The following is a 26,720-nucleotide window of genomic DNA, read 5'->3' on the forward strand; positions in this document are numbered from 1 at the left end:
GAGATTGCACGGCAGATTTTTTTAATGAAGCTGGCTATTCTTATTCCCGGCCGTCCATGAATTGTTTGGGGCTCTTGCCGGTCATTTTTTTGAACGTGCGGCTGAAATGTTCAGGGGACGTATAGCCCACTTTTTCACAAATTTCATAAATTTTCAGGTTGGACAACTTAATGAACTCAATCGCTTTGGTAATGCGCGTGTGGGCCAAATAATCGGTGAACGTGGTATCGCCTTTTTCTGAGAACAGACGGCTCAGATAGCTGCTGTTGATATTGAACTTGTTGGCAACCGATTGCAGGCTAATATCGTGCATATAATTCTCTTCCACATAGTGTTTAACCTGGTTAATCATTGAATTCTCGCTATTGTGGGCTTTCACGATGTCAATGACGGAGGCTAACCATTTATTTAACGAGTCCAGATCGCCGTAAAATTTTAAATGCTCTTCATACTGCTTACTGAGCTCGCGTAATTCGCCGTAAAGTCCATTCTGCTGCGCAAAATCCATGAGAATAAAATGATATTTCATATAAAGCTCTTTGATCGCCCGAATATGGCTGGCACTCACGGATTGCGGCGCAATGCTGATCTTAGAAATGTCCGGTTTGCGCTTGTCAAAAAGGATGGCACTCAATTGATCCTTCAAGACGGCAACTTGTTGTCGGCTGTCGATGGCAAGCGGCTTCAGCTCTTCAAACTGTGCCGAATAGGGAATGATCGAACCGTTACCCGCAACAAAACAGTAATCGACGGACAGTCTCGCCTCATGAAGCAGCTGCGGCAGCGAGGAGAAGTCGCAAGAAATGCGGCTAACGCCGAGATTAATCCGGAATCCTTTCGGACGAAAGGTGCCGAAGGCATGTCTTAAATGCTTCATAATGCAAGCCTCGGATTCCTGCCAGGCATAGAGCGCAAGGATTAAATACTCGAATGGCGACGTTTGAATCATTTCAACCTGCGTTTGGCTGCTGAAGGCGAGAATCTCTGCGTCTTCGTCAGGAGAGAGGCACTGGGCAATCGTCTCCTTCATGGTGGCCTCAGGCGTGGATGCGTGCGCGTCAAGTTTATTCAAGCGTAAGAGCAGCAGCGTGACGCGCTTTTTTTCCTGATTGCACAGCAAATCTTTCAAGGTGCCAAGATCGGCTGCCGTAATATTTTCCGCCGCCAGGCGGCTTAACAGCGTTTCCTTCATCAGATCTTTGCTAGAGGGGGCCGCTAACTGAGGGCGATCGTTTAACCGCAGATTGGCCAGCGTATGGTGAATATGCTCTTCCGTCATTTCGGACTTCAACAAATAATCTTTGGCGCCCAGCAAGAAGGCTTCTTTAACCAAATGAAACTCGTTGAAAGCACTGATGACAAGAAAGGTGACCGTGGGTCTGATGGCTAACGTCTCCTTGATCAACTGCAGGCCGTCCATCATCGGCATTCGCAAATCCGTAATGACCAAGTCGATCTGGTCGTCTTCCTTCATGCGCTGGTAGGCATCCTGGCCATTGAAGAACTCGCCTGTCAATTCAAGGGAGAGATCCTCCCAGTTGATCATATTTTTTAGCATCTGGCGGACATAGGGCTCGTCGTCAACGATAATGGCCTTCATCGTTCGCTTGCACCTCCTTCGCCAATGAAGTGAGCATCGGCGTCTTCCATATTGTTGAGTACCGGCAAAATGATCTGCACATTTGTGTACGAGCCTGCCTCGCTCTCAATCTCGATGCCATAAGGCTCTCCGTACTGGAGTCGGATTCTTTTGTGAATATTGACGAACCCGATGCGCAGCGATTCGGAATTCATGCTGGATGGATGGTCAAGCAGATGATCAATGGCCGAGCTTGCAATACCAATCCCGTTGTCATGAACAGAGAGAACGAGCGTCGTATTATTTTTGAGATAAGAGGATAAGATGATGCTGGCTTTGGCGCCCGTATTCAAATTGTGATTCAAGCCGTGCATGATGGCGTTTTCCACAATAGGCTGCAAAATCATATGCGGCACCAGCAAATGCGAGGTGTGCTCCTCAATCTGGTATTCAACATGCAGCTGGCTATCATACCGTAGCTGTTGCAGCGCAATATAGTCTTGAATGTTCTGCATTTCCTCCCTCAGCGCAATCACATTGCTTGGGTGGCTTAGGGTATTGCGCAGCAGCCGGCTTAACGTGACCAGCATTTGGGCTGTAACCTCATCCTTATGCTTCATCGCGGAAAAGCGGATGGAGTTAATCGTGTTATATAAAAAATGCGGGTTGATTTGATATTTTAGCATATCAATTTCGGACTTGCGTTTCTGGCGTTCGATGTCAATCGTCTGCCGAAATAAGTTGTCGATGCGCTCCACCATTTGGTTGAAGCCGCTTGCGATCTGGGAGATTTCGTTTTTGGAATTGGGCACGACGGCCATTTTAATATTCATTTCGCCGACCTTTTTCATGGCATTGGCCAGACGCTTGATGGGGAGCAGAATCTCTTTCGAAATAAAAAACGAAAACAGAATCATAAGCATTAGCAAAGCGATGACGAGAATGGTGGAAAAAAGAATAATTCCTGAAGAAGCTTCGGTTACATGCTTTGATGAGGACAGCTGAACGATGCGCCAATTGGTCACATTCGACATGTTCTGCAAAACAAAAAAGTTATCGATATACGAGATATTGTCTAAAGTCTGAGTCAGGGGAAGCTGCTGGGTCATGGACGCGATGCGATGATCACTAATCGGGAAAACATGGTCGTTCCCGGCAATGACCGTATTGTCCGTATCCAAGACACGAACGATGCTGTCGGGGAATCGAATCTGGTTGCTCAAGAGATCGTTCATCGTTTGCTGATTGACCAAGAGAATGATTTGGCAAAGGCTCTCGGATGGATTATTGCCCATAATGTTATAAATATTTTTGGTAATGACCGAATATTTCCCTTCAAATGCACCAAACGGAGCGAACTGATTGCTGAACCAGCGCATATTGGGGCTGGCTTCCGTGCTGGCAATGATCGGATTATTCTTGAAGTCATTCGTAACGGAGACGAACGATTTGTAGCTGTACACGACGCGTCCGTCAATCACGACCAAGGCGGCAGCAACGACATCGTCGGTTGCAAATAGACTTTTAAATTGCGGATCAAGGCTCATGGTACCGACGTATTTGGCATGCTGGACATCCCCATGCTTAATATCGCCTAACGCGGTAAGCACAAAGGTATAGAAGGTAGTCGAATTCGAAAGGATGTCCATGTACTTCTGAAACCTTGCGTACAGATCGTCGAGGGAAGATTGGCTTTGCCGCATATCAAATGAAATCGTATTGACCAGCTCTTTTTGAGCGTTGGTTTTGATGTTGTAGTACGAGTAGTAGGAAAGCGCCAAGAGCGGAATGACAGAAAGAAACAAATAGTAGATAAAAAATTGATAATGGATCTTCGCTTTGATTGAAATCACCTCCGCTGACAAAGGTTGAATGATATAAATGTATATACAATATATTTACCGGTGATGACTTGGATGTTATAATGCACACAAGGAGGCATGGATGGCGCTCAGCCTCTGGCCATTGCGCGCTAGGATCGAGCGGGATTCGGACTTGTCGTCGATGCGCGGACAACGAGATCGCTGGGAAGGCCAAGGTTGCGTCGCTCCTGTCCGGGGTTCTGGATCTGGGAGAGCACCAGCTTCGCGGCCTCGCGGCCCATCTGCTTCTCATTTTGATTGACATAGGTCAGCGGAACTTCTGACAGTTCGGACTTCTCGTGGTCGTCGAAACAGACAATCGACAGATCCTGCGGAACGGCGAGACCTAATTCTCTAGCGGCTTTCATGGCGAACAGACCGATCGTCGAAGTCGTCGTTACGATGGCGGTAACATCGGGATTGTCCATGATGTACTGCTTGATCTGCTCGTAGATGGGTAGACCGCTGTTTAGGATCAGGCGCAGCCGATAGTCGATGAACAGCCCGGCGTCACTCAGAGCCTGCTCATAGCCGCGCAGTCGATCTTCAATGCTCGTTGTGCCTGTGATCGCGGTACTGAGAAAGCTGATCTTCGTGTGACCGAGACTTGTCAAATGCTTGGCCGCTTCATATGCGCCGGCAAAGTTGTCGGAGCTTACGCAATTGGCGTCCAGCCCGCGCAAATAGCGGTCAACGATGACCAGGGGATAATCGCCTAAGGTCAACTTCAGGATTTCATTATTAAAAGTTTCTCCCTCCACCGGGTAAATAATAATGCCTTTCATCCCGAGTTGGGTGAGCTCTTTCAGCAGTTGGATTTCAAGCTCCTGCTTATCATGGGTAAGCCGGAAGACGAGGTGATAGCCATGCTCAGCCAGTTCCTGTTCGATGCCGGTCATTAAGTTGGCGGTAAACAAGTTGTCAAGACGAGGCATAAGAAAGGCTACGCAGGAGCCGACGTTTTCCCGAGGCTCGTACGTTAGGAAGGGCGGCGATGCGCTGTCGGCGATAAAGGAGCCTTTTCCTTGAATGCGGTAGATCAAGCCTTGTTCCACGATATCGGCCATCGCGTTTTTGACCGTAATGCGGCTGACGTCAAACTGCTCGGCCAGCTCATTTTCCGAGGGCAGTTTGTCCCCGGGCTTCCAGATGCCTTGCTGAATCTGGTTCATCATATATGTTTTTAATTGGATGTACATGGGAATCCTTGCCGGCGTGCTGGACATACGTTTCATTTCCCCTTGTATTATGTTTATAACAAATATACAACTTATTTCTGTATTCGTAAAGGAGTGCAAGTTATGGCACAAAAAACCGTGCACGTCGTTTCACATTCCCACTGGGATCGGGAGTGGTATATGCCTTTCGAGAAGCACCGGGTGCTTCTGGTTGAATTGATGGATACCCTGATTACGTTGTTCGAGACGGATCCCAACTTTCAAAGCTTCCATCTGGATGGACAGACGATTGTTTTGGAAGATTATTTGCAAATCAGGCCTGAGAAGAAAGCGATCCTTACGCGCATGGTGCAAGAGGGGAAGCTGATCATCGGCCCTTGGTACATCCTGCAGGATGAGTTTCTGACCAGCAGCGAAGCGAATATCCGCAATTTATTAATCGGGCATCAGGATGCTAGAGAATATGGGACGGTCTGCAAGCTGGGCTATTTCCCGGATTCCTTCGGCAATATGGGGCAAGCGCCGCAAATTTTGCTGCAGGCCGGGATGGATACGGCTGTTTTCGGCAGAGGGGTGAAGCCGGTCGGATTCAACAACGAGGCGAAAGGCGATTATGAATCCGCCTTCTCGGAGATGAAGTGGCAGTCGCCGGACGGCTCGACCGTGCTTGGCATTCTGTTCGCCAATTGGTATCACAATGGCATGGAAATTCCGGTGAATCCGGACGAGGCTACCGAGTACTGGGAGAGGAAGCTGAAGGATGCGGAGCGTTTTGCCTCCACCCCGCATCTGCTGTTCATGAATGGCTGCGATCATCAGCCGGTTCAGACCGATCTGTCGGCAGCGCTGCAGACGGCGCGGGACTTGTATCCGGACGTGGCTTTTATCCATTCCAATTTTAATGACTACATAACTAGCGTCAAAGAGAACCTGCCTGAGAATTTATCGGTTATTCAAGGCGAATTAAGAAGCCAGCGGACGGACGGTTGGTGGACGCTTGTCAATACGGCTTCGGCGAGAGTGTATATCAAACAGAAAAATCAGCAAGTTCAAGCCTATCTGGAAAAGGTGGCTGAGCCGATGGCGACATTCGCGCATGGGCTGGGGCACGCCTACCCCAACCATCTGTTTACCTATGCCTGGAAAACGCTGATGCAAAACCACCCGCATGACAGCATTTGTGGCTGCAGCGTGGATGAAGTGCACCGTGAGATGATGAACCGGTTCGACAAAAGCCAGCAGGTCGCCGAACAGATTGCAGCCGACAGCATGCAGGCGATCATCGGGCAGATCAATACGCAAGCGGCTTTCGAGACGACAGCGATTCCATTTACCGTGTTCAATACAACCGGCTGGGACCGTTCAGGGGTGGTTAGCATCGATGTGGACGTGAAACGCATCGCGTTTGGAAGCGGTGATCACCGAGAAATTGTGGAGCAGTTAAAGGAGCTAAGCTTGGAAGGTTATGCCGTTGTGAACGCCAAGGGAGAGAAGCTCGACGCCAAGATTGAAGATCGGGGCGTGACATTCGGCTATGAGCTGCCCAAAGATAAATTCCGTCAGCCATATATGGCGCGTTCCGTACGAGTGCACTTCTTGGCGCAAGGTGTTCCGGCCATGGGGTATAGCACCTACGCGCTAAGCCGTGATCAAGCGGAGCTTGCATCGGCTCCATCTGTTGCATCGGCGGATGCACACAGCATGGACAATGAATTCCTGACCGTGCACATCGCGAATGACGGGACGTATGACATCGTCGATAAGCGCAGCGGCGTGGCGTTTACCGGTTTAGGGGCTTACGAGAATGTTGGGGACATCGGAAATGAGTACATTTTCAGATCGCCTGAGGGGGACATTCCGCTTACCACGCGCGGCTTGCCTGCCCGCATCTTCGTAGAAGAGCAGACTTCCTATCACACTGTTGTAGCGATCGTTCATCAATGGGAGGTTCCTGCCAGCGCCGATGAACGACTGAACCAGGAAATTCAGGAGTTCGTGCCGTTCCTTGAGCGGGAAGCGCAGCGCAGTAAGGAAACGGTGACTTTAACGATTACAACTCGCCTTACGCTGGAACATGGGGCTGCCATGCTTAAGGTTAAGACGAGTTTGAAAAATGAAGCCAAAGATCATCGCGTGCGAGTCCTGTTCCCGACGGATATTCTAGAAGATGCGCATTACGTCGATTCGATCTTTGAGGTTGCGGAAAGAGCGACGGTTCCCGCCCCGGAATGGACGAATCCGAGCAACTGTCAGCATCAGCAGGCGTTTGTGAACGTACGCAAGGATTCCCATGGTCTCACAGTCTATAACCTGGGATTGAACGAATACGAGGTACTGCGCGATGAGCGAGGCACGATCGCTGTGACTCTGCTGCGCGCTGTGCAGGAGCTTGGGGACTGGGGCGTCTTCCCGACGCCGGAGGCGCAATGCTTGGGCGAGCATACGTTTGAATACGGCATCATTCCTCACGGGGCAAAGCTGGATGCAGAACGCTCATTTGCCGCAGCGTATCAGGCCCAAGTGCCTTGGACGGCGGTGCAGACGCCGCTGCAATCGGGCGTTCTCCCGGCGGAGCATCAATTCATACGCTGGTCGGGGGAAGGGCTTGCGCTCTCTGCCGTTAAAATGAACGATACCTCCGACGCCTTCGTGATGCGGTGGTTCAATATGACGAATCAGCCGGCGAGGCTGCAAATCGAGCACGTATACGGCTCCCATGGAGCGCTGTATGTGAGCAATGTTTTGGAAGAAGAAGGGGCCGAGATTGAGGCGCCGCACGCGATTGTGGTTCGACCTGCAGAAATCGTAACGATCGGAGGCAGAGTGGATCATGGCTGAGATGAATGGGAAGCCGCATCCGTATGTATATTTTGATCGGGAGTGGGTCGAGCGGTTCCGGCTGCAGCTTCAGCAGGATGCGCATCTGGCGCGGGAATGGCAGGCTTATGTGGCGAAGGCGGATGAGATGCTGGAGGAATCGTTTACCGATGAAGCGGAGGCGGACGGAGAGGATTCCCAGCATGGCCGCTACGGACCGCCGAGCGAGCAGGTGGCCAAGATGGGCACCATCCTTGGTCTCGTGTACCAGGTAACGGGGGAGCGCCACTATGGCGGGAAGCTTAGGGACGCGCTCCTTCATTACAGTGGCTATCAGAAATGGTATGGCAAAGGGCTGCTGCGCAACGATCCGCCGTGGCATTCGGAATTGAATACGTCCCGGTTCTGCCACGGGTTTGCCGTTGGGTATGACTGCATTTACGATCTGCTGAGTGTCGAAGAGCGGACGACCGTTCGTCGCGGGCTGCTGGAGCTCGGCGTCCTGCCGACACTGCAGGATTGGGTTTTCGCCGACACCCGTATCCATGCCCTCGATTCCATGGGCCACAATTGGTGGGCGGTGATGACCGGGCTGGCGGGCGTCGGTGTGCTCGCCGTTCTGAACGAGGAGCCTGAAGCGCATGCATGGCTGGATGAAATTGTCCGTATTTTTCCGGAGTATTTCTTTTATAAAGGCAGCGTGCTGGGCAATAAGAGCTTGAATTACGACGAAGCGGGCGCCTTCTACGAAAGTGTGAATTATGCCGATTACGGGCTGTCTGAATATCTGGTATTCCGATTGGCTTACCAAGCTTCGTTCGGGTATACCGATTTTTCGGACATTCCTGTGCTCGCCAAGGCCGGCGACTTCCTCCTGCATATGACTTATCCGGCTTCCGAGCAGGCGATGACTATCAATTTCGGCGACGGCCATTTGTATCGAGGTACCATTCATGCCGCAAAGCTGCTGCTGGCGAACGGTCTTGACGATCCGCGGCTGCGCTGGTACTTGAAGGAATGGCAGGCGGAGTACGGGTTTTATGATTTTATCCAGCAGGAGCGGATTTGGCAGGGGGGCTCGAACCCTCCGTCCGAAGCCGAGACTTCGGTGATCTATGGAGATATCGGCTGGGCAGCAATGCGCGATGGCTGGGAGAAGGATCGCACGCTGCTCGCTGTGAAGTCCGGCTTCTCTTGGAATCATGCGCATGCGGATGCGGGCTCTTTTGTCCTGTATCATAAGGGGCGGCCGCTGCTCATCGACTCCGGCAATTGCTCGTACGACAGACCGGAGTATCTCCACTATTATGTGCAGAGCGAAGCGCATAATGTGGTGCTGTTTAATGGCGAAGGGCAGCTGCGGTCGGATGTTCCACGAGGCGTGAAGGAACCCGGGCAGATATTCCACCTGGTCGATCATGCCGGTCTTCGCTATGTGTATGCGGATGCAACTGGCCCGATGTCGCCGCATTTCTCGCGGAATTTCCGTCATTTCCTCTGGGTCGACGGGGTCATTGTCATCATTGACGATGTGCGGGCGCACGAGAAGGGCAGCCTGCAGTGGTTGCTTCACTATGAAGGGGAGACTGACATCGCGGATCATCACGGATCCGTGCGGGTAACAAACAGCGATGCCAGTGTCATCGTGAAGCATCTGTTTCCGCAGAACCTGACGATTCAGGAAAAAGAGGGCTTGGCCGATCACGCGCCAGATACAAAGGTGACGTATTTGTCATTTGAAAGTGGCGAATTAGTTAACGAGGCTAAATTTATTACCGCTGTGATTCCGGTCGACGATGGGCAGCCGCTTCCCGAAGTGACGCCTCTGGAAGGACACGAAATGCTCGGTTTACGCATTCGGTCAGGTGGCAAGCTGACAGATGTGTATTTGAACCTCCGGGCGGATGGCCGGATTATGCATCAGAACTGCATCCGCTTGCTGAATGGCTGGGAGACAGATGCTTATCTGGTTGCCGTCACCCGACCTGAAGGCGCTGGCGAAGAGGACTGGACGAGCGTCGAGCGCTGTTTCATCGGCTACGGAAGCGTGCTCCGTCACAGCGGGCATACGCTATTCGCTTCGATGTCGAGAGCGACGGCTTGTCTGAAGCTAAGCCCGGCAGAAGTGTCAGTCGCGCTGCGAGGGCAGCCGTACCTTCGCGCCGAGGTGCGGCCGGCGGTGATGCCGCAGCGCGTGACGGCCGAGGGGGGCGCGGAGGTGGTCTCACGTGCCAACGGGGTCATCACCGTTGGTCAAGTGAGCGCCATGGCGACGCGCCGTCCCGGCTAGGGCACGGCGACTGATATAGGTACATGCAAAAACAGCTGCTCTTCTCGGGAAGATCAGCTGTTTTTCGTCCGCCTAGGATGGAGGACTACCTCGGGTGAGGGGGAGGAGCTCGATGTTGTCAGGTTAAGTTGGCAGGCTATTTGCTTAACCGACAACCGACAACAAGAGAGCAGACGACGTCAAGCAAGTTAAGTACCTTTGCGTTCCACCAACTGGAAAAGCTCCAGTTCATTTGGTCCCCATCTGAAAATTACTTTCTACAGCCTGCTTGGCGTATTTGCCTGGCGGGACTCCGACCAAAGTGCGAAACGTGCGAATAAAGTGGGAATAATCGTTGAATCCACTCTCATAACAAGCTTGTGTGGTGGAAACATCCCCCTTTTCGAGCAGATCCTTCGCTTTGATAATCCGAAGCTGCACCAAATATTGATGGAAGGACAGCCCGGTCACTTCCCGGAAAATTTCGTTGAGCCGATGGCGGTTAAAATGAAACTGATCGGCGATGCAATCGGTCGTAAGTTGCTCGGCAAAGTGGGCATTCATGTACTCCATAATGGGCCGGATTAGCGGGTAAGCGGCATGAGGGATGTCGTTCCCCTCGGGCCTGGCTTGCTCTGGCCGTGTCACTTCCTCCAAATAAATCAGGATGCTTGCCAAATGCATCCTTACTTTGACATCAGCCGCGAAGCCGTTTTGCACCAGAAGGGGGTCGAAAGCTTGCAGCAAGCCGATAAGTGTATCGGCCTCGCCGCCGCTCAACCGGATTCTGTGGTTCTGTGAGCGGCTATTGCGGGCAAAGCATTCCAATAGATTCGTCTTGGGTGTATTCATCGCACTTATATAGAAAGGATTGAAATATAGGATGTAGCGTTCGTAATTTGTCCGATCATGGATAATGGAACGGTGGAGATCGTTGGTGCTCAGCAGAAGCAGATCGTTCGGGGCCAGCAAATATTGGCGGTCCCCTACCCAGAACTCCGCTCCTTCCGTTACAGCCAGATACACCTCGTAAACATTATGAAAGTGATAATAGTCCATGCGCCAGTCGGCCCCGAAATTATGTTCTAGCCTCACATTCTCTGTATAGGTATTTTTAACTTTCTTATATCCCATCGCGTCATGTCACCAGCTTCCCGCAAAATCCCTATTCCTTATGCTTTCCGTCCGTCAATTATATCACAAAAATGCATGAAACTCGTCCGATAATGCATGAACGGCAGCGTGAGCCTTCCTTATAATGAAAAATGATAACACGGCCAAGGAGGAAGATTCGATGGATAAAGCCGCCGTCAGTGCACTAATCGATAAAGTTGCCAACAAGATGCAACATCTGGGTAACGAAACGGGATTACAGGAAGAGTGTCCCATCAGCATTATTGCGATGGATACGTGGGAATGGGCCCAGGGTGTTGGTTTATATGGTTTGTACACGTACTACCGTGAAACGGGCGAGGCAAGGGTGCTGGACTTTCTAGTAGATTGGTATGATCATAACCTTTGCAAGGGGCTACCGGAGAAAAATGTTAACACGTTGTGTCCCATGCTGACGTTAAGCTATCTGGCAGAAGAAACAGGCCGTGAGGATTTCCGCAGTCTTTGCGCGGAATGGGCGCAATGGGTGATGGAGGCGATGCCGCGTACGACAGAAAGTGGCTTGCAGCATATTGTGTCCGGTAACGTCAATAAAGGCCAACTGTGGGATGATACCTTGTTCATGACGGTACTGTTCTTGGCACGGGCAGGCAAAATGTTCGGCCGTGAGGACTATTTGGCGGAATCGGTCCGTCAATTTCTTGTACACATCAAGTATCTGGCTGATCGCAAGACAGGGCTTTGGTATCATGGCTGGAGCTTCGAGGGGCGCCATCATTTTGCCGAAGCGCTTTGGGCGCGGGGCAATTGCTGGTATACAGCCGGAGTCGTCGACTATCTGAATATTGTCGATGATCTCGATCCTGGCGTGAAGTTATTCCTGCTCGATGCGCTGCAGGCGCAGGTGGCTGCTTTAGAGAAGCTGCAGCACGAAGGCGGCATGTGGCATACCTTGCTGGATGATGCCGACTCCTACGTGGAAGCGTCCGCTACGGCCGGGTTTGCTTACGGGATATTAAAAGCAGTTCGCCGAGGCTATCTGGACGCCTGCTATCTCAGTATGGGACGCAGGGCGGCGCAGGCCGTGATCGCTCAAATTTCCGAGGACGGCACCGTACAGCAAGTATCGTATGGAACCGGGATGGGCGAGACGCTGGAGGCGTACCGTACAATCGAACTTTGTCCCATGACCTACGGTCAAGCGTTGACGATTCTGATGCTGACGGAGGTTAGGAGGATTTCATAGCCATAGATATTGCCAAGGCATTGTGACACAGCGGATTCGCTATAATGAAGTTCACCATGTGATGCTGAAGGCGATAAGCGTGTAAGGAACGATAAGTTTCGATCGCATTAATAATCGGTTCTCATCAAGTTTTTGGCAAGCTGCTCGACAACGACATCGCGGAGGCTGTCTGTTTTCTCATCCTGGATGTGGATCAGATACTGTTCACCTGGCTTGGATGCTTTGAAAATAATATGTTCGGGATCCGTCAATACGACCTGATGCCCGCAATCCTCCAGACATTGCTGATAGTCATGCAAGGTGGGCTGCTGGTGTTCCTCCAGGTAAAGAATCCCTCTTAGCAGGGTAGTTTTGTCGCGATGGATGATTTTAAAGTAGACAGTAACTTCTTTTTTCATAGCAATCCGCTCCTTCCGGTGTGGTGATACGCTCATGGTATCAAATTCCGGGAGAGGCGTTCTGTGATGATTGTCACTGTCAGGCAAGAAGTCTTTGGTCATGCGCCAAAGGCTTTTTTGCCATCGGAGAACAGATCGGCGGGGATGTTCAACCTCCTTTGCTGCTGGCACGTCTGATTTAACAGACGAATGTTTAGGACAAATGGAGGCTGAGCCATGGAAACTTATTGGAACCACAACACGGCGTTTCACGACGAATTGGTAGCTGACGCACGGCTGCGCGGCGGACGCGTGCTGGATATCGGCTGCGGGGACGGCTTGCTGCTTCAGCGTCTGGCGCCTTTCGTCCAACAGACCGTGGGGATTGATCCTGATGAAACCGCGATCGCCCGCGCGCGCGAGCGGCTAAGTGGCGTACCGAATGCCGCACTGGTGAGCGGCGATTTCCTCCAGCTGCCGGTTCCGGCGGAGGCGGAGCGCTACGACACCATTACCTGTGTAGCGGCGCTGCATCATATGCCCTTAAAGGAAGCGCTGGTCCAAATGCGGGACCTGCTCGCACCCGGGGGCAGGCTGCTGGTGGTCGGCCTAGCAGCGGACAAATCGCTGCTGGATCTTGCGATCGCGACCGCAGCTGTGCTCCCGATTCGCCTTATGGACCGGCTGCATGGCGGCATGCAGGATATTGGGGTGCGAATCGCTGAGCCCAAGGAATCGCTGCGCGAAATCCGTCAGGCTGCGCGAGAGTTGCTGCCGGGGGTGACTGTGCGGCGGCGGTTTTACTACAGGTACGTGTTGGCGTGGGAGAAACCGGGGGACGGTCAGAGGAAATAATTGTCGAAAGGTATGGTCAGAATGCGGCTAATCCCTTACATTCAAGAGTAGAACGAAGCTTGAACACAGGGGGCTGAATAGCGTGCATATGCAGGACGGGATAATCGCATTTGTCAGTCTTTTGCTTTTGGGGATGGTGGTGTACGGATCGCTGTGGTGGCAGGGCAATAACTTGACGCTGCGGATTACGAAGTGGTTCGCTATCATCACGGTTGCGGCAGCACTTATCGGCGGCGGTTATTTTGCTTTCGTGGGCTTGGAGTAGCAGATAGATCCCGCATTACGCTGCATGGCCGCATATATGGTGGATGAGGTCTTCCTGAAGGAAGGCCTTTTTGGCGTGGCGGCATATCTGCAAGGCGAAGAGCTCCCAAAGCCTCTAGAACCTGCAAAATGTGCAGGCAATTTGGGGATTTCGGCAAAATTCCCACGCTAACCTGCAAAAGCTACAGGTAAAATTGGCGATTTCTCACTTGAAAGGGTTTTCATTCGAGGGATCGCCGCAACGTCATGTATAAAATGCAGGATGTTATGCCAATTTCGTCTTGTTCAGACGAAAAAACTGTAGGTTTTGCAGGAAGTGATTGAAGGGGCGCAAATGGGGACTTGCCTGCTTGCCTCCTGGCGTAAACAGTGATCGTTGTGGATGACGTCGGAGGCCATCAGCCTGTTTTCGGCCAAAGGACTGTCTGCCATACTTCTCGCGCCGCCTCATGCGTCCGAACTGTGACATTCCTCACTTACAGCCCGCCGTGCGCGAGGTACAGTGGAGCTATACCGCTGTGAAAGGAAGTGCGGACGCTATGCTCACAGGCGTCATATTGGCCGGCGGCGAGAGCCGCCGGATGAACGGGCAGGTCAAGGCGCTGCTCCCGTTTGAGGGGCAGCCCCTGATCGCCCGGCAGCTTGAACGGATGCGGACGGTGTGCAGTGAACTGATTGTTGTCACCAACCATCCGGCACCATTTCTTCCCGTACTGGATCGTTCCGTACGGATTATTACGGACTACTACGCCGGCTGCGGCATCGTCGGCGGCTTGCACGCGGCGCTGTCGCTCGCGCGGCACGCCGAGGTTTGGGCAGTCGGCTGCGATATGCCGCTGATCTCCAGCGAAGCCGCGCTGCTGATGCAGCGCAGCCTGCAGGACGGCGCAGATGCGATCCTGCCGTGGATCGGCGGCGCGGCGCATCCGCTGCACGGCATTTACCGCCGGCACGCGGTGGCGAAGCTGCAGCCGCTGCTCGAAGCGCGCGAGGCGGATCCGGCCGCGCTGCTGCGCCGTCTCCGCTGGCAGGCGCTGCCGGAGGCTCGCCTGCGGGAGCACGGCATCGCGCTGGATGCCGTCGCGAGCATCAAAACGCCAGCCGACTACGAACGGCTGCTGCGGCTGTGTCAAACAGGCGTGTGACACAATGTTCACGATTCCTGTGATATTCCTCACAGTGTGCAGCGGGTCTCCTTTTTTATAATGGGAGTAGACAGTGAACAAGGACGTTGGAGGCGAAGCCGTAATGAAGATGACAGAGAAAATCACAGAGAAGAACATAGAGAAGCCGGGCGATGCCCGTCAGAACCCGACGGAACAGGCGCTGAGGGGGACGTTTGCCGCGGTGCTGATCATGATGGCGATGCTCGTGTCGAGCTGGCTGGCGGTATTTTTTCTGTTTCTGCATCGACAGTAGTTGGGTTAAGCACGAGAAGGGGGTTGCACGATGCACATTCACAAACTTGAAAAGATTTGGCTGACCATCGGCATTGCAATGCTGTTTGTTTTTCTGGCGGTGCTGGGCGTTTCGGCATTCGCCATGGGGGTGAAGCCGCCGAGCGAGCATCATCACCAGATCGATCCCGCCAAGGTGAAGGAGACGGCACCATTCGATAAGCCAGGGCTTCATCAAACCGGGGAGAAGCGCTACGAGGCCGTCATGACCGCGTTTACGTTCGGGTATGCGCCGGATGCGATGGAAGTGCCGGTGGGGTCGACGGTTGATTTTATGGTGACTAGTCAGGACGTGGTGCACGGCTTTGAGATTCCGGGGACGAACGTCAATATGATGCTCGTGCCGGGAGAAGTCAGCCATGTCAGTCACACGTTTACGCAGCCGGGGACTTACTTGATTCTCTGCAACGAATACTGCGGCGGTGCCCATGAATTTATGAAAACGACGCTGATCGTGAAGTAACGTTCGTCAGAGGAAAGAGGAGGACACGGATATGAATAGGAAATTGACTATATACGCGGCTGCGCAGCAGGGTGAGCAGGAGCATCATCCCTTCGATCCCAAGGATGCGAAGCTCGTTATCGCGTATCTGATTGTCGCGTTCGCGGCGCTGCTGATCGGCGGCATTGCGGGACTGCTGCAAACGATGGTGAAAAGCGGCTCAATCAAGCTGCCTTACGGTATGGGGTACTACGAGCTGCTCACCGCGCACGGCGTATTGATGGCGATCGTGTTTACGACGTTTTTTATTATCGGTTTTATCTACTCGGGCGTATCGCATACCCTGGGGGGTAAACTGCTGCCGAGTGTTAGCCGCGCAGGCTGGCTAGGCTTCGCCCTCATGACCGCCGGAACCGCGCTTGGTGTGGCGATGGTGCTGACCGGCAAGGCGAGCGTGCTGTATACCTTTTATGCGCCGATGAAGGCGTCTCCGTATTTCTATATTGGGTTGGCGCTGCTCGTGGTTGGCAGTTGGGTGAGCGGCTGGGGGCTGTTCTATCAGCTGAAGTTCTGGAAAAAGACGCATACCGGCAAAATCTCCCCGCTATTCGCCTTCATGGGCGTCATCACATTCCTGATGTGGCAGATCGCGACACTGGGCGTGGCCGCCGAAGTATTGATTCAGCTCATCCCATGGTCGTTCGGCTGGGTGGAGACGATTAACGTCATGCTGAGCCGCACCTTGTTCTGGTATTTCGGCCATCCGTTGGTGTATTTCTGGCTGATGCCTGCGTATATGTGCTGGTACGTCGTCATTCCGAAGATTATCGGAGGCAAAATCTACAGCGACGCCCTTGCGCGTCTCGCGTTTATCCTGCTGCTTCTGTTCTCGATTCCGGTCGGGTTTCACCATCAATTGATGGAGCCGGGCATCAGTCCTTTTTGGAAATATCTTCAGGTCGTCCTGACGTTCATGGTCGTCGTGCCTTCGCTGATGACGGCGTTCTCTCTCTTCGCGACGTTTGAACTGTACGGCCGGGCGCGGGGAGCGAAGGGCTTGTTTGGCTGGTTCAAAATGCTGCCCTGGAAAGACGTGCGTTTCTTCGCGCCTTTCATGGGGATGCTGATTTTCATCCCTGCTGGAGCGGGCGGATTAATTAATGCCAGTAATCAAATGAACGCCGTGGTACACAATACGCTCTGGGTAACGGGGCATTTTCACCTGACGGTGGCGACCAGCGTGGCGCTGACGTTCTTCGGTATCACCTACTGGCTCATTCCGACCGTGACGGGCCGCGTACTGACGCCGAAAATGAACAAGCTTGGCATCGTGCAGACCATTCTCTGGTGCGTCGGGATGTTCCTGATGTCCGGCGCGATGCATCTGGTTGGCTTGTTCGGCGCGCCGCGCAGAACGGCGTATACGACCTATGAGTCGAATCCCGATGCGCTGAGCTGGATGCCGTATTACGTCTTCATGGCGGTTGGCGGTACAGTGCTGTTTATCGGCGTGCTGCTCATGGTGTATAACGTGGTCGCGCTGTTGATGGCGCCAAAGGGCAAGACCGCGTATCCGATCGGCGAAACGATGGAAAATGCCGAGGCGACGCCGGCTTATCTGGAGCGCTGGGGCGTCTGGATCAGCTTGTCGGCCATTCTGATTCTGATTGCGTATACGATTCCGCTCATGGATATGATGATGAATCCGGGGGCGGGGTCCCGGGGGTTCGTGACATGGTAACACCTGGCGGCGCAGCCCGATTGTCGGGCGGACGAGGGCTGCGTCAGGGGGCGCTGCGGCGATTTGGAAGGAGAGGATTCGTATGACGATGTTAAGCAATATGGGAGGCCAACTAGGATTAGCTTCGGCTAATCCAGCCGAGCTTGTTTTTGCGACGGATCGCCTGAGGGTGGAGCATGATTGGCTGCGGCTGCAGCTAAAAACGCTTGAAGCGAAGGCCAAGGAAGCCAAGCAGCTGCACGCGGCGGCGAGCGGCGTTACGGCGCTTCGCGAGCTGTTGGAGCAGGCGTCGGTCTTAGAGGAAGAACTGGATCGCCACGCCGGGTGGGAAGAGAGAGAGCTGTTCCCTTTTCTCCTCGCTTATCATCATCGATATGCCGTGCCGTCAATTGTGCCCTCATTCTGGGTGCTGGAAAAAGATTACCAGCTGGCGCTGCTGTTCCTGCAATCGTTCCGTGAGGCTGCGGCGAAGGCGATCTCGCCCTTTGCAAAGCCGCTCCTGGAGGAGGCTGTGGCCAACCTGATTCAGGCGTGCCTGATTTTGAACGACCACTTGACGATGGAGGAGCAGTTGGTGTACCCGATCACGGAGCAAGTGTTGACCGATCTCGATTACTTTTTTTCATAGATATAGACAGGGCAATAAGGAGGAGAGCATGATGGGTAATTCCTATTCGTTGGAACATGCGCATGCCGAGGAGTTGGCACGTATCGTGGAACGTTTGAAAGAGGAGCATCGCATTTTGCAGCAGCGATTGCAGCACCTGCTTGAGCGCATGAGTCATCTGTTGGTGACGCTAAGCGGGACGGAGGTGGACGCAGAAGACGTCTTTCAGTCGCTTCTTCAGGAGGCGTGCGATTTTATGGCGCAGTTGGAGGCGCACGAAGCTTGGGAAGAGCAGGAAGCCTTCCCGTTCTTTGCCGGGCTTGCACATAGCGACATGGAGCCTGGATTCACGATGGCGGGATGGATCATTGAGGAAGATCATAAGCAGGCGGGGAGAATGCTGCGCGCTTTTCTGGAGCAGGCTAGCGCTGAGGAGGGGCCGGATCGGGTGCGTATGATCAAGGCGATTTCGCTGCTGGACGTGGCTTGCAGTATGCTGACCGAGCATTTGACATCGGAAGGGGAGATGCTGCTTCCGATTGCAGACCGTCTGCTGCAGAGGAGAGACGGGCGGCAGGCGTAACGTTTTAGCGGAGCGCGGCTGAAGGGACCGAGGGTGAACGAGAACGAGAATGAGAACCGCATGAACCGCCCTGCAATGACGCAAAAACGGCCCTTCTCCCACACGGGCAGAAAGGCCGTCTGTACAGCCGTGGTGGACGCGTTCCGGCGCTACATGCGGCAGATTTCTTTGGGGCAATTCTCGCAGTGACAAATGTCGCGCAAATAATTAGCGTCCTTAATCATAATGTGACCGTCGCGGAAGTCGATGGCGTCTTCTTTTTTCATCTCATGCAGCATGCGATTGACGCTTTCCCGTGTCGTTCCGATCATTTCCGCCATCTCGGTATTGTTCAGCTTGTAGGTGATCAGCGTATGATCCTCTTTCGGAACGCCGTACGAATTGCTGAGCCGGATCAGCAGGGAGCAGAGCGCGCCAGGCTTGCCGTACATCATCAGATCGCGGAACTTGGATTCCGTCATGCGGTGCATAAGACCCATCCATTTCATAAATTCAACAGCCAGGTCGCCGTGCTGCCACAGGAGAATTTCGAGATCCTTGCGCTGTATTACGCCGATCGTCGTATCTTCCGTTACTTCCGCGCTGAAGCTTTGCATCGAATCCTGGAACGGGTCCATCTGGCCGAAAAGGTCGCCGGTTTGATGCAGATAAAGGACGAAGCTTTTGCCGGTATCTGACAGCTTGGTGATGCGGACGCTGCCTTTTACGATATAATACAGACGCTCGGCGGGATCCCCTTCACGGAAGAGGAAATCCCCTTTTTTCGCTTGTTTGCTGTACATGATACTTTCTAATCTATGAAAATTTCCCTCAGAAAAAAATTGCCGAATTCCTTGTGTGGTGGTGGGGCATTGCTTGATCATCCGTACCAGCTCCTCGTTCAATACTTGATATGTTTATTGTAGAGCGTTTAACGGTTTTCGGTTATCGGGAGATTCACTGATTATGGGGGGAGAAAATCCTGATTCCCTCTCATCCCCGAGGAGCGGCAGCGCCTCTAACCTGAGCGAAAAATCAGGGAATTCCCTGACTTACAAACGGGGCTGGACCGTTTACAATAGCAGTAGAGCATGTTTCACTCTGGCGCCAAGCAAGTGGAGGTGGCTATCAGGTATGTCAGAGCATCAGACATCAACGCTTATGGAGGCGCTGCAAAGCGTGCAGCGTGCCGCTGCGAGCGATTTCGCCGCCTTGGCGCCGATAACGGGCGGGCAGCCGCGCATTCAATGGAAGATGGCAGCCGGCAATCGCAATGAACGCTATGCGCACATGGTTGTAAAAGCGGGCCAAGGCTTAGCCGGCGAAGTGCTGCGCCACGGCAAATGGGCGAAGCTGGACGAAGGTGGCGCTCTCGCGGCGGGTCAGCTGCTGCGGTGCCCTTTGATGCTGGCGGAGCAGCTGCTTGCTGCTGCGGTGTTCCCCATCCCTGATCCGGGAGGATCGGCTCAGCCACTCGGCTTGGTCTATGTAGGGAGAAGGCAGGCGGACAGTTATACGCCGAACGATGTAGCGAAGATCGAGGCGATTTTGCCCGAGTTTGCTTGCATTTTAAAGGTAAATCAGCAGCACATATCGAAATGAGTTCCATTCGCGGAATTCATTTTTTTTGCGTATGATAAAGGGGATCGGGATAGTAATACCGTTGATCTGCGGTTGTGGAAGGAGGATGGCGATGCCTAAAATTGTGGTGGTGGACGATCACGCGGTCGTTCGTTCGGGCTTGATGAGTCTGCTCAGCGGCAAGCATGGCAATGAGGTGATCGGTGAAGCGACGAATGGGGAAGAGGGCATTCAAGCCGCACTGATGCTGAAGCCCGATGTGGTGCTGATGGATTTGAATATGCCGGGCATGGATGGTCTGAAGGCGACGGCTGAGCTGAAGCGGCTGATGCCGGAGGTAGAGGTGCTGGTGCTCACGATGCATGATGACGACGAATATTTGTTTCAGGCGATTCACGCCGGGGCCTCGGGGTATGTGCTCAAGAGCGCGCCTCATGAGGAGCTGCTGCTTGCGATCCAATCGGTGTCCAGGGGACAAGCTTACTTATACCCGACAGCAACCAAACGGTTGATGCATGAATATATGGAACGTTTGAAGACCGGGGAGCCGACAGGCACGTACGAGACACTCTCCGAGCGGGAGAAGGAAGTCATCGCGCTGCTTGCCAAAGGCTTTTCCAATAAAGAGATTGCTGAACAGCTGATCATCTCCGTCAAGACCGTCGAAACCCACAAAAGCAATGCGATGGAGAAGCTTGGACTGAAAACGCGGCCGGAGCTTGTCAAATATGCGGCCCAGAAGGGGTGGCTGACCTTTGAGTAAAAACGATCGGCGCGCCTATCCGGAAGTGATCGGGCAGCATGTAGAGGGGCTGATCGCCCGCATCGGCGAACATGTGACGGACCCCGAGTACCGGCAAAGCCTGGGGCTGACCTTGAAGCAGTTGTCGAACGTGAAGTTCGCGCTGGACGAATCGTCCATCCTGGCGGTGACCGACGATAAAGGCAGAATCGTCTATGTGAACGACAAGTTCTGTTCCATTTCCCAATATTCACGCGAAGAGCTGCTGGGGAGGGACCACCGGATTATCAATTCCGGCTATCATGGCAAGGATTTCATGGCGCAGCTGTGGAACACCATTGCCTCCGGCCAAGTGTGGCACGGCGAGATCAGGAACAAGGCGAAAGACGGCTCCTATTACTGGGTGGATACGACGATCGTTCCTTTTGTGAATGAGGAAGGGAAGCCCTATCAATATTTGGCGATTCGGAACGAAGTGACGCGGCTCAAAAAGGTGGAAGAAGAGCTGCAGCTCATGATGTCGCAGGTGCTGCAGATTCAGGAGGAGGAGCGGCGGAAGTTTTCGCGCGAGCTGCATGACGGCATCGGCCAAAGCCTATTCTCGCTGCTGATTCAGATGGACCGCCTGATCGGAGAGGACGGCAGCGAGGAGATTGTGCGGCTGCGGGAGATGACCTCGGGCATCATCGAAGAGGTGCGGAGTCTGGCCTGGCAGATCCGGCCGTCCGTGCTGGACGATCTCGGCGTTCTGCCCGCGATTCGCACCTATATCGAGAATTACACGGAGTATTATGGCATCCACGTGAAGCTGACCGGTACCCTGCGGAGACGGCTCGGTGCGCTGGAAGAAACAGTGATCTACCGGGTCATCCAGGAAGCCTTGACCAATATCGCCAAGTATGCCGATGTGTCGGAAGCCGGCGTGTTCGTGCTGGATGAGGCAGATGGCGTGAAAGTACGCATCGAGGATAAAGGCAAGGGCTTTGATCGTGAGACAGCAGGGAAAGGCGTCGGCTTGTTCGCGATGGAGGAGCGGGCCAAGAGTATCGGCGCCCGATTCTCGCTGCAGTCGGAAGCCGGCGTCGGAACGACGGTGACGCTGCAGATTCGGAAGGCGTAGGGGTGACGGGGGTGTCAGCAACGTGAGCACGGAGCGGCGGCTCCGTGGGGAGAATGACGGCGCGTTATTGTCGCTAAAGGGCGCAAATGTCCATGCCTGCCCCGCGGTGTTCCGGAAAATGAAATTCGGTTGGGATACATCCCACCGCTAACGGTTGCCCTGGCGCTTATTTGGTGCCAAACGCCACTTTTCCAAGGCTAACGGTTACAGCGAGACTGTCGATTAATTGTTTATACTTTGGCAATCTGCGAGAGAACACAAAATGTATACGAAAAATCATGTATAATGTGCTGCATTCACATAAAATCAATCAATTCTATTCGAAAAATCATACACATTTCGTGATTTGAGGCCTGATTTTGAATATGTATTCGAAAAATCATACACATTCTCTACGCGTGTCCGTTCACGGATAAAACTGTCCACAATTAATCGACAGTCTCACAGCAGTGGCTATTGAGGTCAAATCGGCCAGATTTCGTTCGTTTTTTAGCAAATAAGCGTTGCAGCAACCGTTACAATTTGAAATGACGCATTTTAAGCTAAATTAGCCCTGTGGCAACCGCTACGCATCTTCTCAGCGGCAGCCTATTGCAAAAAAGAACGCCTAGCGAGTCAACTCGCGGGGCGTTCTTTTAAATTTACCTAGTGGAGATGCGCCGCGCCTGCGCCTGGCCCCGTTTTCGGAGCAGCAGGGTCTTTCTTGCGGAAGACCCAATTGCGGATCAGCGGCAGCAAGTAGTAGTCGGCGCCGAAGCGGCCGGTGTTCGCACCGCCGATGAAGAGGACGACGCCCACGAGAATGAACCAAGGGTTCGTGCTTACGGTGCCGGCGAACATGAACATGAAGTTCATCAGCAGTCCGAAGAAGGCGGCGGCGGTTGTCAGAGCGCCCAAGATCAGTCCAAGTCCGACGAGGAACTCGCCGAGCGGAATCAAGAGGTTAATCAGCTTCACGTTCGGCACAGCGAAATGCTCGACGAATTTCGTGAAGGTCGGATAGACAAGTTCGTTCGTCGCTTTATCCATGACAGGCTTCGTCACGGCGTTGGTGAGAAAGCCTTTGGCGTCGAAGCCGTCGCGAAGTTTATCCCAGCCGTGAATGAACCATTGGAAGCCCAAATACAGCCGAATGATCAGAAGCGCAATGCCTGCATACTTGTTAGTTCTTACCCAATTGATGAACATAAGTCATCATCTCCTGCCAAGTTTTTGTTGTTTCCTTGATGACTTAACTGTACCACTTGGCAAAAGTTCCCGATGTGAGAAAACTCACAATCGCAGAAATTAGGCTGATAGTTAATTATACACCTTGAATTCATACGCCGAAGCGCTGCCGCCGCTGTAGTTGGAGCCGGTCACCGTCACCCGAATGTAGCGGTAAGTCCCTGTGAAGGTGTCCGTCGTGAGCCCCTGCGTCGTGTTGCTGGTACGATCCAGAATCGTCGTATACGTGACGTCGTCGTTGCTGCCCTCAATGATGTACTGGTAGTAGCGCGGATACGTCGTGCTGTTGTACCAGTAGCTCTCCAGCTTGCTGACGCTCGTCGCGCTGCCGAGATCCACCTTCCACCATTGTGGATAGGTGTTGGTGACAGCGGCCCAGCGGGTCGACGTCGTGTTGCCGTCGTTAGCTTTCGCTACGTCGTTGCCGGTTTGAACCGAGCTGGCGGTCGACGTTTTGCCTTGTGAGACCAGTTGGCCTGTCGGGTTGGCATCCCCATAGACGTTGAACTCATAAGCCGAAGCGCTGCCGCCGCTGTAGCTGGAGCCGGTAACCGTCACCCGGATATAGCGGTATGTCCCGGTCAGTGTATCGGTGGTCAATCCCTGCGTCGTATTGCTGGACTTATCCACAATGGTTGTATACGTGGCATCGTCGTTGCTGCCCTCGATCTTGTACGGATAGTAGCGCGGATAGGTTGTGCTGTTGTACCAATAGCTATCCAGCTTGGTGACGTTCATCGCGCTGCCAAGGTCGACTTTCCACCACTGCGGATAGGTGTTGGTCACAGCCGCCCAACGGGTCGACGAGGCATTGCCGTCGTTCGCGTTCGCCACATCGTTGCCGGTCTGGTAGGAGCTGGCGGTCGCCGTTTTGCCTGTAGAGATAATGCCTGTCGATGTCGTAGCGCTGATCGGCACCGTCCAAATACTGGTGCCATTGCTGTTCTTGGCGTGCACCTGATACGTGTGCGTAGAGCCGGTTGCCAAGCCTGTGTGGCTGTACGGGCTGCTCACGCCGCTGACGAGTGTGCCGTCGACGAGCAAATCATAGCCGGTCGCCCCCGACACGCTGTTCCAGCTCACGTTGATCTGAGAAGTCCCCGCCGCTGCCGCGTTAAAGCCGGTTGGCGCCGCAGGGATATTCGGATTCGCGGCAACCGGTGCGATCGCCATCGCTTGGGCGTTGCCTGCGCCGAATTTGATGCTTTGAATTTTGGCCTGGCCGGACGCAAATTCAACACCCAGCGCGCTGGTGCGGTTCACGAGGCGGTAGGACGAGAGGCCGTTTAGGCTCGTGTTCGTTGCAGCCGCAATCGTCGTCGACGAAGAGGACGGCGTGAGATAGGCCGGCGTTGCAGCACCGATCGGCAGCAGGTACCACTGATCGCTGCCCACAGCCGAGCCGTTGCCCGCATTGCCGGTCGGGTCCGCGCCGCTGTCGGCAGCTCCCGTGGTGACGGAAGCGCCCATCGCCCGCGTCGCGGAAGCAGTGGAGCCGGACACCTTCAAGAACTTGCCTGTGGCCACGTTTTGCAGCCGATAAAAGCCGCTGTTCTTGGTCGGATCGAACTCGTCAGGCACAGGGACGAACTGCCACTGGCTTGCTGTGCCGTCTTTCAACGCATTGCCGCCGATGGAAATCGTGTAGGCGGTTCCCGGCGCAATCGCCGTGCCGTTCTGATCTTTCGGCGCGTTATACGCCGAGTAATAGGTCTGACCCGCGCTTGGCGTGGCGGCGGAGTAGTTCTTTTGCACGCCGGACAGGTCGGAAATCGTGCGGAACGAGTAACCGCTCACCTGCTGGTTCGTCAAGCTGCCGGTATCGATCTGGGACAAGTAGCTGCCGACGGTCGCAGGCAGCTTGCCGACGACTTTGAACGTGTCGGGCTTACCGAGATCGTCCGTTTCGTACATGTAGCCGTCATAGCCGACGGAGCGGTATTTGCCGCTGTAGGCGTTATACGAGAACGCGTTCTCGTACTGCGTGTTGACCGGCAGGAACAGCCGCCCTGTCGTGTTCTCTTTGAAAATCGGCGAGCCGGCGCTCGGCTTCACGGTCGTCAGGTAGCCGGTCGCGTTGTTTTCCTGAGAGATGACGACCTGGCTGCTTTGAATGCTGACGGTCATGGTCGCATCCAGCGCCGGGTCGGAGTAGGTGACCGAGGGCAGGGAGGTGCCGCCGGCATTTTTGATCGTGCCGTTGACCGTATTGGCCGTATAGGTGTTGCCTGCAACGTCTTTGAACGTAAAGTCGCCGCTGCTCGGCACCTTCAAGAAGCCGATGTTCAGCGAGGAGCCGTCCATGCCCGTGCCAGTCAGCGTCAAGCTGTCCGTCGACGGCGTATAATTGACGGTCAGATTATGGTCGCTGCCGGCCCCCATCGGGCTGCCGATCCAGCCGGCGTAGCCTTTGAGCGCGGAGCGGGTCCACGTGCCGTTGTACCACACGTCCCAGGAGCCTTCCGCCATTTTGGCGCTGATCGGGGAGCGGGCCAGGCTGAAATACGTCAGGATGTTGCTGTAGCCCGGCTTCCAGTTAATGTGGTTATTGTACAGGACGTAAAAATAACCGTTCACATTATCGACGAAGAAGCGGGTGCCCGCCACGCCGTATGACCAGGTGGTGCCTGGGAAGTTCGTGCTTGTCGCCGCTTCGTTGCTGTCGTTCCACGGCGAGGTCGCCACTTGCCCGATGAGCTGCCAGGTCGCGCCCTTATCCGTCGAGTAGGTCGCCAGGACACGGTTGTTATGAACGCCTGTGGCAATGCGCTGATTGGTCGTCGGGTTGTTCGTCGCAAAAGGCGAGAATTGATACTCATCGTTGGTTAGCGCGTACCAGTAGCCTGTGTCCGGGTCGATCCAGACGCCGATGCCGTCGTTGTGATCATCCTGATACGGCGTAGGGATGCCGTACGTTTGATCGATTTTGTAATTGATGGTGCCCGATCGGTTCCAGTACGAATTGTACACCGTCGTCGTTCCCCAGTTCGTATTCAGCTTGCCCAGATCGGTGTTCGTATTGTACTTGATCCAGGAGCCGCCGTTGTCCGCCTGCTCGTAGTTCGCCAGCGAATACATCCAGTGGAAATCGCCGTCCTTATCGACGAAGGCCGAAGCGGCAATATCGGCCGTGCCGGCGGACAGGTTCGGAACGGGCCCATTCTGAACATACGTGGGGAATTTCTCGGCAGCGAGTGCCGCCGTCGCTCCACCGAACGCTTGAGCCGTCAACAGTGTCAGCAGGGCAAGTGGAACAGTGACTTTCAGTTTCTTTTTAAAACGCACACCATTACCTCCTCATAAACTGAGATTTCTAAAATGGAAACGCTTTCCCTTTGCGGGATGAAGCCGTGCGCCAGGTTGTTCGCGCCATCGCTCCCCCTTTCTTCTGCCACGCGCCGGATAGCGGCTATTGGCTTCCGGTTCCTATTGTAGCCCGAGCTTGCGGAGGGCGGATACGCTCTCTTTTTCACATGGATGGGATTTTCTTAAGCTTCAAGAGGTCGTGTGAAAAAAAGGCAGTCGAGATGAAAAATCGTCAGTGCACATACTGCTTGCGATAACGCAGCGGACTAGGCAACGGTGTGCTTATATTCCTAATTGAAGGAGGTGCTGACCAGAGGATAGAACATTAATTAGGAGGCCGATTCCTAGTGTATAGGTATCGAATAGGTAATTAAA

At 53.8% G+C, this 26,720-nt stretch carries 22 protein-coding genes; 14 read left to right on the forward strand and 8 right to left on the reverse strand.

The features are described 5' to 3' along the window. Positions 1 to 40 precede the first annotated feature (40 nt). The 3 genes from ABE504_RS20625 to ABE504_RS20635 form a co-directional block, all read right to left on the reverse strand. Positions 41 to 1,600, reverse strand: coding sequence for a response regulator transcription factor (locus ABE504_RS20625; RefSeq protein ID WP_430092154.1), 1,560 nt, complete (start codon positions 1,598 to 1,600; stop codon positions 41 to 43). Continuing rightward, positions 1,597 to 3,432 (reverse strand): sensor histidine kinase, encoded by a 1,836-nt coding sequence (locus tag ABE504_RS20630; protein ID WP_430092155.1) that lies wholly within the window; start codon positions 3,430 to 3,432, stop codon positions 1,597 to 1,599. The genes ABE504_RS20625 and ABE504_RS20630 overlap by 4 nt, the downstream gene beginning before the upstream one ends. 119 nt (positions 3,433 to 3,551) lie before the next feature. After that, positions 3,552 to 4,667 carry a GntR family transcriptional regulator gene (locus ABE504_RS20635; protein WP_430092156.1) on the reverse strand — a complete coding sequence of 372 codons (1,116 nt, stop codon included), beginning with the start codon at positions 4,665 to 4,667 and terminating at the stop codon, positions 3,552 to 3,554. Between the two features lie 75 nt (positions 4,668 to 4,742). Here ABE504_RS20635 and ABE504_RS20640 point away from each other — a divergent pair, with 75 nt between their 5' ends. Continuing rightward, positions 4,743 to 7,457 (forward strand): alpha-mannosidase, encoded by a 2,715-nt coding sequence (locus ABE504_RS20640; RefSeq protein ID WP_430092158.1) that lies wholly within the window; start codon positions 4,743 to 4,745, stop codon positions 7,455 to 7,457. After that, entirely contained in the window at positions 7,450 to 9,726 is a 2,277-nt protein-coding gene (locus ABE504_RS20645) for a heparinase II/III domain-containing protein (RefSeq protein ID WP_430092160.1), read from the forward strand. The genes ABE504_RS20640 and ABE504_RS20645 overlap by 8 nt, the downstream gene beginning before the upstream one ends. 228 nt (positions 9,727 to 9,954) lie before the next feature. Here ABE504_RS20645 and ABE504_RS20650 read toward each other — a convergent pair whose 3' ends face one another. Next, positions 9,955 to 10,839 (reverse strand): helix-turn-helix domain-containing protein, encoded by an 885-nt coding sequence (locus tag ABE504_RS20650; protein ID WP_430092162.1) that lies wholly within the window; start codon positions 10,837 to 10,839, stop codon positions 9,955 to 9,957. 160 nt (positions 10,840 to 10,999) lie between these two features. Between ABE504_RS20650 and ABE504_RS20655 the strand changes: the two genes are divergently transcribed. After that, entirely contained in the window at positions 11,000 to 12,064 is a 1,065-nt protein-coding gene (locus ABE504_RS20655; protein ID WP_430092163.1) for a glycoside hydrolase family 88/105 protein, read from the forward strand. 107 nt (positions 12,065 to 12,171) lie between these two features. Here ABE504_RS20655 and ABE504_RS20660 read toward each other — a convergent pair whose 3' ends face one another. Then, the gene (locus tag ABE504_RS20660) at positions 12,172 to 12,462 is read right to left on the reverse strand and encodes a hypothetical protein (RefSeq protein ID WP_430092165.1); all 291 of its coding nucleotides are present in this window, start codon (positions 12,460 to 12,462) and stop codon (positions 12,172 to 12,174) included. Positions 12,463 to 12,678: 216 nt separating this feature from the next. On the opposite strand from ABE504_RS20660, the gene ABE504_RS20665 reads away from it, so the two are divergent. The 8 genes from ABE504_RS20665 to ABE504_RS20700 all read left to right on the forward strand — a co-directional run bounded on the left by ABE504_RS20665 (position 12,679) and on the right by ABE504_RS20700 (position 18,390). Continuing rightward, positions 12,679 to 13,296, forward strand: a complete 618-nt coding sequence (locus tag ABE504_RS20665; RefSeq protein WP_430092166.1) for a class I SAM-dependent methyltransferase — start codon at positions 12,679 to 12,681, stop codon at positions 13,294 to 13,296. An 82-nt stretch (positions 13,297 to 13,378) separates the two neighbouring features. Beyond that, on the forward strand, positions 13,379 to 13,561 hold the full coding sequence (locus tag ABE504_RS20670; protein WP_430092168.1) for a hypothetical protein: 183 nt from the start codon (positions 13,379 to 13,381) through the stop codon (positions 13,559 to 13,561). 580 nt (positions 13,562 to 14,141) lie between these two features. Beyond that, positions 14,142 to 14,705, forward strand: a complete 564-nt coding sequence (gene mobA / locus ABE504_RS20675; protein ID WP_430092761.1) for a molybdenum cofactor guanylyltransferase — start codon at positions 14,142 to 14,144, stop codon at positions 14,703 to 14,705. 103 nt (positions 14,706 to 14,808) lie between these two features. Continuing rightward, positions 14,809 to 14,979 carry a cytochrome c oxidase subunit 2A gene (locus ABE504_RS20680; protein ID WP_430092169.1) on the forward strand — a complete coding sequence of 57 codons (171 nt, stop codon included), beginning with the start codon at positions 14,809 to 14,811 and terminating at the stop codon, positions 14,977 to 14,979. Between the two features lie 30 nt (positions 14,980 to 15,009). Beyond that, positions 15,010 to 15,480, forward strand: coding sequence for a cytochrome c oxidase subunit II (locus ABE504_RS20685; RefSeq protein WP_430092171.1), 471 nt, complete (start codon positions 15,010 to 15,012; stop codon positions 15,478 to 15,480). 31 nt (positions 15,481 to 15,511) lie between these two features. After that, complete coding sequence (locus ABE504_RS20690) at positions 15,512 to 17,200, forward strand: b(o/a)3-type cytochrome-c oxidase subunit 1 (protein ID WP_430092172.1); 1,689 nt, start codon at positions 15,512 to 15,514, stop codon at positions 17,198 to 17,200. Positions 17,201 to 17,282: 82 nt separating this feature from the next. After that, on the forward strand, positions 17,283 to 17,828 hold the full coding sequence (locus tag ABE504_RS20695) for a hemerythrin domain-containing protein (RefSeq protein WP_430092174.1): 546 nt from the start codon (positions 17,283 to 17,285) through the stop codon (positions 17,826 to 17,828). Between the two features lie 31 nt (positions 17,829 to 17,859). Next, positions 17,860 to 18,390 (forward strand): hemerythrin domain-containing protein, encoded by a 531-nt coding sequence (locus tag ABE504_RS20700; protein WP_430092176.1) that lies wholly within the window; start codon positions 17,860 to 17,862, stop codon positions 18,388 to 18,390. 149 nt (positions 18,391 to 18,539) lie between these two features. Here ABE504_RS20700 and ABE504_RS20705 read toward each other — a convergent pair whose 3' ends face one another. Then, positions 18,540 to 19,172, reverse strand: coding sequence for a Crp/Fnr family transcriptional regulator (locus ABE504_RS20705; protein ID WP_430092178.1), 633 nt, complete (start codon positions 19,170 to 19,172; stop codon positions 18,540 to 18,542). 331 nt (positions 19,173 to 19,503) lie between these two features. Here ABE504_RS20705 and ABE504_RS20710 point away from each other — a divergent pair, with 331 nt between their 5' ends. The 3 genes from ABE504_RS20710 to ABE504_RS20720 all read left to right on the forward strand — a co-directional run bounded on the left by ABE504_RS20710 (position 19,504) and on the right by ABE504_RS20720 (position 21,812). Then, the gene (locus tag ABE504_RS20710) at positions 19,504 to 19,971 is read left to right on the forward strand and encodes a hypothetical protein (RefSeq protein WP_430092180.1); all 468 of its coding nucleotides are present in this window, start codon (positions 19,504 to 19,506) and stop codon (positions 19,969 to 19,971) included. Between the two features lie 91 nt (positions 19,972 to 20,062). Next, a complete protein-coding gene (locus ABE504_RS20715; RefSeq protein WP_430092182.1) occupies positions 20,063 to 20,713 on the forward strand; it encodes a response regulator in 651 nt (216 codons plus the stop codon). Then, positions 20,706 to 21,812: a PAS domain-containing sensor histidine kinase gene (locus ABE504_RS20720; protein WP_430092184.1), complete on the forward strand. Its 1,107-nt coding sequence runs from the start codon at positions 20,706 to 20,708 to the stop codon at positions 21,810 to 21,812. The genes ABE504_RS20715 and ABE504_RS20720 overlap by 8 nt, the downstream gene beginning before the upstream one ends. 645 nt (positions 21,813 to 22,457) lie before the next feature. Here ABE504_RS20720 and ABE504_RS20725 read toward each other — a convergent pair. Then, positions 22,458 to 23,000 (reverse strand): DoxX family protein, encoded by a 543-nt coding sequence (locus ABE504_RS20725; protein ID WP_430092186.1) that lies wholly within the window; start codon positions 22,998 to 23,000, stop codon positions 22,458 to 22,460. A gap of 111 nt (positions 23,001 to 23,111) precedes the next feature. Beyond that, on the reverse strand, positions 23,112 to 26,324 hold the full coding sequence (locus ABE504_RS20730; RefSeq protein ID WP_430092188.1) for a discoidin domain-containing protein: 3,213 nt from the start codon (positions 26,322 to 26,324) through the stop codon (positions 23,112 to 23,114). Between the last annotated feature and the right edge of the window lie 396 nt (positions 26,325 to 26,720).

Source organism: Paenibacillus oryzisoli (genome assembly GCF_050467285.1).
GTDB lineage: Bacteria > Bacillota > Bacilli > Paenibacillales > NBRC-103111 > Paenibacillus_E > Paenibacillus_E oryzisoli_A.

Coding starts and splice junctions, on each gene's coding strand:
- ABE504_RS20710 (WP_430092180.1), top strand. CDS start 19,504: ATGTCAGAGCATCAGACATCAACGCTTATGGAGGCGCTGCAAAGCGTG.
- ABE504_RS20680 (WP_430092169.1), top strand. CDS start 14,809: ATGAAGATGACAGAGAAAATCACAGAGAAGAACATAGAGAAGCCGGGC.
- ABE504_RS20660 (WP_430092165.1), bottom strand. CDS start 12,462: ATGAAAAAAGAAGTTACTGTCTACTTTAAAATCATCCATCGCGACAAA.
- ABE504_RS20705 (WP_430092178.1), bottom strand. CDS start 19,172: ATGTACAGCAAACAAGCGAAAAAAGGGGATTTCCTCTTCCGTGAAGGG.
- ABE504_RS20645 (WP_430092160.1), top strand. CDS start 7,450: ATGGCTGAGATGAATGGGAAGCCGCATCCGTATGTATATTTTGATCGG.
- ABE504_RS20650 (WP_430092162.1), bottom strand. CDS start 10,839: ATGGGATATAAGAAAGTTAAAAATACCTATACAGAGAATGTGAGGCTA.
- ABE504_RS20725 (WP_430092186.1), bottom strand. CDS start 23,000: ATGTTCATCAATTGGGTAAGAACTAACAAGTATGCAGGCATTGCGCTT.
- ABE504_RS20715 (WP_430092182.1), top strand. CDS start 20,063: ATGCCTAAAATTGTGGTGGTGGACGATCACGCGGTCGTTCGTTCGGGC.
- ABE504_RS20690 (WP_430092172.1), top strand. CDS start 15,512: ATGAATAGGAAATTGACTATATACGCGGCTGCGCAGCAGGGTGAGCAG.
- ABE504_RS20700 (WP_430092176.1), top strand. CDS start 17,860: ATGGGTAATTCCTATTCGTTGGAACATGCGCATGCCGAGGAGTTGGCA.
- ABE504_RS20640 (WP_430092158.1), top strand. CDS start 4,743: ATGGCACAAAAAACCGTGCACGTCGTTTCACATTCCCACTGGGATCGG.
- ABE504_RS20695 (WP_430092174.1), top strand. CDS start 17,283: ATGACGATGTTAAGCAATATGGGAGGCCAACTAGGATTAGCTTCGGCT.
- ABE504_RS20635 (WP_430092156.1), bottom strand. CDS start 4,667: ATGTCCAGCACGCCGGCAAGGATTCCCATGTACATCCAATTAAAAACA.
- ABE504_RS20665 (WP_430092166.1), top strand. CDS start 12,679: ATGGAAACTTATTGGAACCACAACACGGCGTTTCACGACGAATTGGTA.
- ABE504_RS20655 (WP_430092163.1), top strand. CDS start 11,000: ATGGATAAAGCCGCCGTCAGTGCACTAATCGATAAAGTTGCCAACAAG.
- ABE504_RS20625 (WP_430092154.1), bottom strand. CDS start 1,600: ATGAAGGCCATTATCGTTGACGACGAGCCCTATGTCCGCCAGATGCTA.
- mobA (WP_430092761.1), top strand. CDS start 14,142: ATGAACGGGCAGGTCAAGGCGCTGCTCCCGTTTGAGGGGCAGCCCCTG.
- ABE504_RS20685 (WP_430092171.1), top strand. CDS start 15,010: ATGCACATTCACAAACTTGAAAAGATTTGGCTGACCATCGGCATTGCA.